Origin of the sequence: Streptococcus sp. HMSC074B11, assembly GCF_001808705.1 — a bacterium.
GTDB lineage: Bacteria > Bacillota > Bacilli > Lactobacillales > Streptococcaceae > Streptococcus.
Genome location: NZ_KV794288.1, coordinates 218,036 through 227,669 on the forward strand (window position 1 = coordinate 218,036; position 9,634 = coordinate 227,669).

At 40.5% G+C, this 9,634-nt stretch carries 11 protein-coding genes; 2 read left to right on the plus strand and 9 right to left on the minus strand.

What is annotated here, in order from left to right; genetic code table 11:
* Positions 1 to 53: 53 nt before the first annotated feature.
* The 9 genes from HMPREF2619_RS08310 to HMPREF2619_RS08350 form a co-directional block, all read right to left on the minus strand.
* On the minus strand, positions 54 to 1,028 hold the full coding sequence (locus HMPREF2619_RS08310; RefSeq protein WP_060955772.1) for a DUF1002 domain-containing protein: 975 nt from the start codon (positions 1,026 to 1,028) through the stop codon (positions 54 to 56).
* Positions 1,029 to 1,102: 74 nt separating this feature from the next.
* Positions 1,103 to 1,714, minus strand: coding sequence for a lysozyme family protein (locus HMPREF2619_RS08315; RefSeq protein ID WP_070460649.1), 612 nt, complete (start codon positions 1,712 to 1,714; stop codon positions 1,103 to 1,105).
* Positions 1,714 to 2,688 carry a nucleoid-associated protein gene (locus HMPREF2619_RS08320; RefSeq protein ID WP_070460651.1) on the minus strand — a complete coding sequence of 325 codons (975 nt, stop codon included), beginning with the start codon at positions 2,686 to 2,688 and terminating at the stop codon, positions 1,714 to 1,716. Before HMPREF2619_RS08320 ends, HMPREF2619_RS08315 begins: the two co-directional genes overlap by 1 nt.
* A gap of 7 nt (positions 2,689 to 2,695) precedes the next feature.
* Complete coding sequence (glyA, locus tag HMPREF2619_RS08325) at positions 2,696 to 3,952, minus strand: serine hydroxymethyltransferase (RefSeq protein WP_070460653.1); 1,257 nt, start codon at positions 3,950 to 3,952, stop codon at positions 2,696 to 2,698.
* Positions 3,953 to 4,018: 66 nt separating this feature from the next.
* Complete coding sequence (locus tag HMPREF2619_RS08330) at positions 4,019 to 4,450, minus strand: GNAT family N-acetyltransferase (RefSeq protein ID WP_070460655.1); 432 nt, start codon at positions 4,448 to 4,450, stop codon at positions 4,019 to 4,021.
* Between the two features lies 1 nt (position 4,451).
* Positions 4,452 to 5,054: an L-threonylcarbamoyladenylate synthase gene (locus HMPREF2619_RS08335; protein ID WP_070460657.1), complete on the minus strand. Its 603-nt coding sequence runs from the start codon at positions 5,052 to 5,054 to the stop codon at positions 4,452 to 4,454.
* Positions 5,038 to 5,874 carry a peptide chain release factor N(5)-glutamine methyltransferase gene (gene prmC, locus HMPREF2619_RS08340; protein ID WP_070460659.1) on the minus strand — a complete coding sequence of 279 codons (837 nt, stop codon included), beginning with the start codon at positions 5,872 to 5,874 and terminating at the stop codon, positions 5,038 to 5,040. Before prmC ends, HMPREF2619_RS08335 begins: the two co-directional genes overlap by 17 nt.
* Positions 5,874 to 6,953, minus strand: a complete 1,080-nt coding sequence (gene prfA / locus HMPREF2619_RS08345; protein ID WP_001028810.1) for a peptide chain release factor 1 — start codon at positions 6,951 to 6,953, stop codon at positions 5,874 to 5,876. Before prfA ends, prmC begins: the two co-directional genes overlap by 1 nt.
* A complete protein-coding gene (locus HMPREF2619_RS08350; protein ID WP_070460661.1) occupies positions 6,950 to 7,540 on the minus strand; it encodes a thymidine kinase in 591 nt (196 codons plus the stop codon). Before HMPREF2619_RS08350 ends, prfA begins: the two co-directional genes overlap by 4 nt.
* 123 nt (positions 7,541 to 7,663) lie before the next feature.
* Here HMPREF2619_RS08350 and HMPREF2619_RS08355 point away from each other — a divergent pair, with 123 nt between their 5' ends.
* Both HMPREF2619_RS08355 and mnmE read left to right on the plus strand, forming a co-directional pair.
* A complete protein-coding gene (locus HMPREF2619_RS08355) occupies positions 7,664 to 7,846 on the plus strand; it encodes a 4-oxalocrotonate tautomerase (protein ID WP_001117401.1) in 183 nt (60 codons plus the stop codon).
* A 122-nt stretch (positions 7,847 to 7,968) separates the two neighbouring features.
* A complete protein-coding gene (gene mnmE / locus HMPREF2619_RS08360; RefSeq protein ID WP_070460663.1) occupies positions 7,969 to 9,342 on the plus strand; it encodes a tRNA uridine-5-carboxymethylaminomethyl(34) synthesis GTPase MnmE in 1,374 nt (457 codons plus the stop codon).
* The last annotated feature ends 292 nt before the right edge of the window (positions 9,343 to 9,634 follow it).

The window sequence follows — 9,634 nt, forward strand, 5'->3', positions numbered from 1 at the left end:
ACAAAAAAAAGACGGCAACTGTTCTGTTACCATCTATTATACCATGAATTAGCCTAAGCACCAAAACTCTTGAAAAAGTTTACAATTGCTTGCCAAATAGCACTGAGAATATTGCCCCCATCCTCAAATGCTTTATTAGCATCAAAGTTAAGGTCAATATTGCTGAAACTATCACCTGCTTGTGCAACGATACTTTGTTTCAAATCTTTTAGGGTCTTTGTGAAGTCTTCGTTATTCAGAATATCACTCTTTGAAAGATTAAAGGCAAAGTTGATGATGATATTGATCTGATTTCCTGTTATAACCTGATCTAGCTTATAATTTTTCAATGTATCTTCTACAATCTTACGAACATCATCTTCAGTAAGCTCACCCTTGGACTCTTTAGCCTTAGCGATAGCAGATTTGATATCGGCAAGGGCTACATTGAGTTTATTAGCATCATAGCCTGATTTGTCCTTGTTTTCATCGTTGATGTCTGACAAGGCTTTTAGCTCTTCCTGAGCTAAGTCTTTATTTTCTTGAGGAAGTTGAACACCATTAGCTTCTAATGAATAGTAAATACCTGCTAGGGCACTTTCACCTGTTACAGGGATTGGTGCCGCAACGGTGATACGCGCGTGCTCCACACCCAAGGTAACAGCAGCATTACGGTACATATCTTGCGTCACTTTAGTGATATTTTCAGGCGTTTCAATCTTCACTTCAAGTGGAGATTTTTCACCCAATTTTTGAATTTTTGCAGATGAATAGAGCTGGAGACTTGAGTCATTGGCGACGTTCATAATCTTTGAGTAGACATCTGGCGTCATAGTCTTCAGTTCTTTGGTATCTGTAGAGGCATTATAGCCGAGTTTTTTTAAGGTTTGATTTTTTTGATCCTCTGTTAATGATGAACCCAAGACGTACTCAGGTTGAACATAAGTTTCATCAATGACTTTTTGAACATCAGTGGCTGCTTGAGCGCTTTGCAAAGTTGCAACTGCTAAAAGAACTGCAGCACTAGTCAGAAAGAATTTCTTTCGCATGAGACGTTCCTCCTTTTCCTATCTAGGATAGTCGATTAGCCTTAAAGAAAACTTATAAAAGCACCTAGATTCTTCTAAGTGCTTAAAAATAGATTAAAAAATTTAATAATGTAAAGATTCAGTTGAACCTGTCTAGAGTAATAATAGTTTCCACCATCCACATAGAGTTCTCCACCTTGAAAGATGGAAATTGGATTGACATAGCGATAGGTTTTCCCAGTTGTATTTCCTAAAGTTGGTGCAACTGTATCTCTCGAATATTTCTTGGCTAGGGCAAGTGTATTTTCTTTCCCGTTTTGTGCGATAAAATCGATATAAGCTGGACCAAAGTTATAGGCCTGTACAGCAGTCCAAGCATCCACGCCCTTTTCTTGCGCTAAATACAGATTTTCTGTCAAGGTTTGAATCCCCTGACGAATACTACTCCTATTGTCAGAGATCGTATTTGTAGTACCGCTAGCAGACTCACTAGACTGCATCACGTCACTTTCTTTACCTTTGGTTTCGGTATAAATCATGGCCAGGACCAGTTCTTCATTTGCTGGCGTATCTTGCTCACTTAAAACTTCTCGTACCAAGGATTGATAGGTCATGACCTGCTTAACATCCTGATACATGTGAAAAAGTTTATAGCCAGTAAATAATACAAGAACAAGTAGCAAGACCCTTCTTATAAATTTAAACATTATTTGCTTTGTATATCCTCGATGTTTTTGATTAAGATAGAGTAGGTTCCATTGTCATTTTGGATAAATTCGACCGACTCAGCATCTTGATAAATATTGTTGGGTACAATTAATTCAATCCCATTTGACAGAGAAAGTTTTTGGTTTTCAAATTTCTTTAATTGTCGACTTGCATCGATTTCATCAAATTGAACTGGCTCTGGCACTGCTTCCTTGACTTGGTCAATAAAGCTAAGACGTGCAGTGAGATTGTTGTCAAAAAGGTCATTTGCCAATTTTTCAGGAGACAATTCATTACTTTCTTCAAGGTTGTTGAAAATAGCAGACTTGACCTTGGATTGAAACTGGAAATCGTCTGTGTTGAATGTTTCTGCAATTCTCTGAGCCGTTTTTTCCAGTTCCTTGATTGACTTCTTAGGTGAAATCTTTGGCTGAGCCTGGATCAGATTCTCAGAAAAATAGTTTAAAAAAGTCCCGTTATACTTGATTCGTTTCTCAATCAGGTGATATTTTCGGCTTTGAAGATTGACCACCAAGGCCTCATCTGCGCCTGTACCAAATCCAGGAAGATTGTTTTGAGTTAGCTTGATTGGATTATCAACCTCTCCTCCAAGGTGAGTCAAGGTCTCACGCAGGGCAATTCGCAAGAAAGCGAAATGCTCTACTCCTTCTTTAGAAAATTGCACAAAAATCAAGTCATTGGTCTTAAGATTTTCGGAAATGCTGAATTCCTCTTTCCAGAGGTTAGCCAGTGTCACCGATGTCTCCAATAAATCGTCTGTAATGTGATTGAAGAAGGGATTTTCTTCTTCGAAAATCCCAGTCTTAGCTTCATCCGAATACACACGTTCGATTTTCTTGCGTAGGTATTCTTCGATTTTTGGAGTGATATTGAGAAATTTATCCGCTAGAAACAACTCGGTATCATCCGGACTGAACTGATGGATAATAGCTTTCTTAATATAAATGTCCATAAAAATTTTAGTCCTCATATAATGGGAAGGCATCTGTCAAGGCTTTGACTTCGCTTCTCACTTCTTCTAAAACAGCCTCATTTTCTGCATTTTTAAGGGTTTTAATGATAAGTTCAGCCACTTTACGGTTCTCTGCTTCACCAAAACCACGTGCAGTTGTTGCCGCTGCACCGATACGAATACCACTTGTCTTAAATGGTGACAATGTTTCGTAAGGGATTGAGTTTTTATTTAGGGTAATATTGACCTCATCTAGCAAGTTTTGAGCAACTTTTCCGTTTTCTACAACTTTTGTTACATCAACTAGGAAGAGGTGATTTTCAGTACCACCAGAGATAATACGGAAATCAGGGTCTTGCAAGAAGACTTCTGCCATAGCCTTGCTGTTCTTAATAACATTTGCTGCATATTCCTTGAAGGCTGGGTCCAATACCTCTTTAAATGCAACAGCCTTAGCAGCAACAACGTGCTCTAATGGTCCACCTTGGATACCTGGGAAGATAGCTGAGTTAATTTTCTTAGCAAGATCTTCGTCGTTGGTCAAAATCAAACCACCACGTGGACCACGAAGGGTTTTGTGGGTCGTTGTTGTTGTAATATGTGCATAAGGCACTGGACTTGGATGAAGACCAGCAGCAACCAAGCCAGCAATATGAGCCATATCTACCATGAGTTTAGCACCAACAGCATCTGCAATTTCACGGAATTTTGAAAAATCAATAATTTGAGAGTAGGCTGAAGCTCCTGCTACGATTAATTTTGGTCTTACTTCTTGTGCTTGTTTTAAGATAGCATCAAAGTCCAAGAGTTCTGTCTCAGGATCGACGCTATAAGAAACAAAATTGTAGGTTTGGCCTGAGAAACTTACTGGAGCTCCGTGAGTCAAGTGACCACCTGCTGCCAAATCCATCCCCATGACCGTATCACCTGGCTCAATCAAGGCCATGTAAGCTGCACAGTTGGCTTGACTTCCTGAGTGAGGTTGGACATTGGCAAACTTTGCCCCGAAGATTTCTTTTGCACGTTCAATGGCTAGAGTTTCTACCACGTCTACTACATCGGTTCCACCATAATAACGACGTCCTGGGTAGCCTTCGGCGTATTTATTGGTCAAGATAGACCCTTGAGCAGCCATAACAGCCTTAGAAACGACGTTTTCAGAGGCAATTAACTCGATGTTGTTTTGTTGCCGTTCTTCTTCCTTAGCAATAGCATTCCAAAGATCTGCGTCATAAGCTTTAAAATCATCTTTGTCAAAAATCATAGGTCTTCTCCTTTATAGTGTGACAGGTCTTTAGTTTGTTTTTACAACAAGAATATAAAACCCAAACTAAAAAATGCGAATAAACCGTTTCTGCGTCTTATCGCAGGTATAACCAACTTTTTCATAGAAAGCATGCGCACCTAAACGATGGTCTGCAGAATTTAAGCGAATAAAGTTATAGCCTCGTTTTTTTGCTTCATGTTCCAAGCCTTGGAGTAAAGTTTTTCCGATACCCTGCCCCTGTGTTTGAGGCAAAACAGCTAAAGCTAGGATATTAAAACCTGGTTTTGAATAAAGGGATTCATAAACCTCGGCATGAACATAACCAAGTAAGTCATGGCTGGTCGAATCCTCAAACCCCAGTAGGTAATGATGTGAGTCTTGAGATAACTTAGCTAGTTGACTAGCCGTTTCCTCTAAACTAAATGAATAACCTAAAGCTTCTTTATTAATCTCACAAATAGCTGCAACATCTGTTGTTTTCAAATCACGTAGCATATTATACCTCCTCAAAAGGAATTGTTGGTATCTTGGCAAGGATATCTTCTCGAGTAATCGCTCCTTGGCGTAGAATCTTCACCTTGTCACCAGATAGGTCTAAAATAGTCGAATCCTGACCTGTTAAAAATGCATCGTCTTCAAGTCCCAAGACCTCTTGGTCAAAGTCTTGAAGAATCTTGTGAAAATCTACTCCACTTGATTGACCTGAGATATTGGCAGAAGGTCCGATTAAGGGGCCAAACTCACGAATCAAGTCCAGAGTTACAGGATGACTCGGCATGCGAAATCCAACAGTCGTCAAGTCTGAATTGACCCAGTAAGGAACCTTGTCATTAGCTTCTAAGATAATGGTCAAAGGGCCTGGCAAAAAACTTTCAACCAGTTTATTGAGATAAGGTGGCTGATTCTTAGAAAAGTTCAAGATAACGTCTAGACTAGCGACATTGAGATTGAGTGCCTTGTCTCTTGGACGACGTTTAAGTTGATAGACATGATCAACTGCTTTTTCGTCTAGCGCCTTGGCAAAAAGACCATAAACTGTTTCTGTCGGCAGAACAACAGCTCCACCTTTTTCAAGCTCTTTCTTAATTTTCTCCATCATCAATGACAACCATCCTATCTTGACCAAATTGGTCTTTCAGAGTTCGAACTCGCTTCTCGGGAAAATTTTCCTTGAAAAGAGCTGGAACACTTTGACCTTGTTTGTAGCCAATTTCAAGATAAATCTTACCACCATCATTTAGATAGTCCTTTGATTCTTCCGCAATTCTGCGATAGATCGCTAGACCATCCTCATCTGCAAAGAGGGCTAAATGTGGCTCTGAATGGAGAACATTCAAACCTACTTCTGCCTCATCTACTCGAGATATGTAAGGTGGATTGGATACAATTATATCATATTTTGAAGAAATTTCGGAAAAACAGTCAGATTTAATAAAGAATAATGTTAGACCTTGATTATTAGCGTTTTCCATCGCCAAATCCAAAGCATCCTGAGAAATATCGGCAGCTGTGATTGTCCAATCTGGTCTATTTTTAGCTAAAGCAAGAGCGATAGCACCACTCCCAGTTCCAATATCCAGAACTTTGAGATTTTCCTTCGGATTCTCATCCAGAATGAGCTCCACCAACTCTTCTGTCTCTGGACGGGGAATCAAGACCCGCTCATCTACTTTTAACTGCATACCAAAGAATTCAGCATGACCAATAATATACTGGGCGGGTATATGATTTGCTAATTTCTTGTAAATTTCCTCTACAAACTCTTTTTCTTCCTCTGTAACTTCTTGCTGAAGGGCAAAGACGAAGTCTGTAAAAGATAGATTTTTCAGGCTACGATAGACAAAGGAGAGGCTTTCTGCTTCCTCTCCTTGTGCTATCAACTTTTCCTCAAAATCTTTAAACATTTGAGCTAATTTCATTATTTGTTTAATTCTTCTAATTTCTGTGTTTGGTCATAGAGTACCAAGGCATCCACAACTTCGTCTAGTTTACCAGATAAAATAGTATCAAGTTTTTGAAGGGTTAAGCCAATACGGTGGTCTGTCACACGGTTTTGTGGGAAGTTATAGGTACGGATACGCTCTGAACGGTCACCAGTACCGATAGTAGACTTACGCTCTGCGTCCTGCTCATCTTGGGCAATTTGAGCAAAGTGGTCAGCAACACGCGCACGGATGATCTTCATAGCTTTTTCACGGTTTTTCTGCTGGGTACGTTCTTCCTGCATTTCAACCTTGATATTGGTTGGCAAGTGAACGATACGAACGGCAGTCGCAACCTTGTTGACATTCTGTCCACCAGCTCCAGATGCGTGGTAGATATCCACACGAAGGTCTTTTGGATCAATATCATATTCTACCTCTTCCACTTCAGGCATAACGAGAACTGTCGCTGTAGAGGTATGCACACGCCCTTGGCTTTCTGTCACAGGGACACGTTGAACACGATGGGCACCAGACTCATACTTAAGCTTAGAGTAAACAGACTGACCTGATACCATAGCAACCACTTCCTTGAAACCACCAACACCGTTCATTGAGGCTTCCATGACTTCAAAGCGCCAGCCTTGGGCTTCAGCGTACTTTTGGTACATGGTTAGCAAATCACCAGCGAAAAGTGCTGCTTCATCACCACCAGCTGCTCCTCGGATTTCAAGGATGATGTTCTTGTCATCGTTTGGATCTTTAGGAAGGAGCAAGATCTTCAGTTTTTCTTCGTACTCTTCTTTTTCAGCCTTAGCATCTTTCAATTCTTGTTTGGCCATTTCTTCCAAGTCAGCATCTCCGCCTGATTCTTTAATCATCTCTTCGGCATCGATAATGTTTTGAAGGACTTGTTTGTATTCGCGGTAGGCAGTTACGGTATCACGAGTAGAAGCTTCCTCTTTTGAAAGCTCCATGAAACGCTTGGTATCAGAGACCACATCTGGGTCGCTCAACAATTCTCCCAACTCTTCATAACGGTCTTCTACAGCTTGTAGTTGATCATAGATGTTCATTTTTCTTCATTCTCCTTATTGATTTCAGGTGCAAAATAATGTTTACGGCAAACCGAAATATAGGTTTCATTGCCACCTATCTGGATCTGCTCACCATCATAGACTGGCAGACCATTCTGCGTACGCAACACCATGGTCGCTTTTTTCTTGCAATACTGGCAAATGGTCTTGATTTCGTCAATCTTATCTGCTAAGAGCAGAAGATATTTTGAACCTTCGAATAGTTCGTTGCGAAAATCATTTTTTAAACCAAATGCCATGACAGGTATGTCTAACTCATCCACAACACGAGCTAGGTCGTAAACATGGTGACGCTTTAAAAATTGGGCTTCATCGACAAGTACACAGTAAGGCATTTCAGGTAAATCACGGATAAATCCAAAGATATCTGTGGTTTCGTCAATAGCAATTGCTGGTCTTTTCATTCCAATGCGACTTGAAACATAGCCAACACCGTCACGCGTATCCAGAGCCGAAGTCATAATCACAACTCCCTTTCCTTGCTCCTCATAGTTATAGGCTACTTTGAGAATCTCAATCGTTTTTCCTGAGTTCATGGTCCCATAACGATAATACAACTGTGCCATGCTTCTATTTCACGTCCATTTCTAAATTTTTGCTACATTCTAGTATACCATATTTTCTCAAAGCTTTAAACGGCAAATTGTGGTAAAATAGAAGAAATCAAATAACTAGTGGAGGACGTAATTATGCCATTTGTACGCATCGATTTATTTGAAGGACGCACGTTAGAGCAAAAGAAAGCCCTAGCCAAGGAAGTTACGGAAGCTGTTGTTCGCAACACTGGTGCACCTCAATCTGCTGTTCATGTCATTATCAACGATATGCCTGAAGGAACCTATTTCCCACAAGGCGAAATGCGCACTAAGTAAAGCTTAAGCAATCTGCTTAGGCTTTTCTTTATAAGTAACATTCATTGAAGAAAATACTAAAATTTGTTACAATTTAAAGAGATATTAGTCTATACAAACAAATAAACTATAAAGGAATTAAAATGATTACACGGGAATTTGATACCATTGCAGCCATCTCGACACCGCTTGGTGAAGGTGCTATTGGGATAGTCCGCCTAAGCGGAACGGATAGTTTTGCCATTGCGCAGAAAATCTTTAAAGGCAAGGACTTGAGCAAGGTTGCTAGCCACACTCTTAACTACGGCCACATTGTTGATCCTCAAACTGGTAAGGTCATGGACGAGGTTATGATTGGGGCTATGAAATCTCCAAAGACATTCACTCGTGAAGATATTATCGAGATTAACACTCACGGTGGAATCGCCGTAACCAATGAAATTCTCCAACTGGCTATCCGTGAAGGAGCTCGCATGGCAGAGCCTGGTGAATTTACCAAACGTGCCTTCCTAAATGGACGTGTGGACTTGACTCAGGCTGAAGCTGTTATGGATATCATCCGCGCCAAGACTGACAAGGCTATGAATATAGCGGTCAAACAATTAGATGGTTCTCTTTCTGACTTGATTAATAATACTCGTCAGGAAATCCTCAATACACTAGCACAAGTAGAGGTTAATATCGACTATCCTGAATACGACGATGTTGAAGAAGCCACTACTGCTGTTGTCCGTGAAAAGACCTTGGAGTTTGAACAACTCTTAACCAATCTCTTAAAAACGGCACGTCGTGGGAAAATCCTCCGCGAAGGGATTTCAACGGCTATCATTGGTCGTCCCAACGTTGGGAAGTCTAGCCTTCTTAATAACCTCCTGCGCGAAGATAAAGCCATTGTAACGGATATTGCAGGTACAACCCGTGACGTCATTGAAGAATACGTCAATATCAACGGTGTTCCACTTAAGTTGATTGATACTGCGGGTATCCGTGAAACAGATGACATCGTCGAACAAATCGGTGTCGAGCGCTCCAAAAAAGCTCTCAAGGAAGCTGATTTGGTTTTACTTGTCTTAAACGCCAGCGAACCTCTAACTGCCCAAGACCGACAACTTCTTGAAATCAGCCAAGATACCAACCGTATCATCCTACTTAACAAAACTGACCTACCTGAGGCTATTGAAACTACCGAACTTCCTGAAGATGTCATTCGTATTTCGGTCCTCAAAAATCAAAACATTGATAAGATTGAAGAACGCATCAATAATCTCTTCTTTGAAAATGCTGGCTTGGTCGAACAAGATGCTACCTATCTATCCAACGCCCGTCATATTTCATTAATCGAAAAGGCTGTCGAAAGCTTACAAGCAGTTAACGAAGGTCTTGAACTGGGTATGCCAGTCGATCTTCTTCAAGTTGATTTAACTCGAACCTGGGAAATCCTCGGAGAAATCACTGGTGATGCTGCTCCAGATGAACTCATTACACAGTTGTTCAGCCAATTTTGTCTGGGTAAATAAGAAAAAACTAGGTCAAAAAAATACTAGTCACCTAAAAAGAGGTTGGGACAAAAAGATCCCGACCTCACTTTTTATTAGCAATCAAACTTTGACGCGGTAGCTGATTGAACTTTTTGTTCGTCTTTTAGACTCCAAAAAGCTCCTAATCATCCTCGCGGGGCTGGGACTACGAAATCGAGACTTTGTCTATCGATTTCTGTCCCACCGCCTTTTCTTTGACCTTCTAAGTTATATCCTACCTTAGCAGAAATCTGAAACAAACCTTATACTCAATGAAAATCAAAGAGCAAAC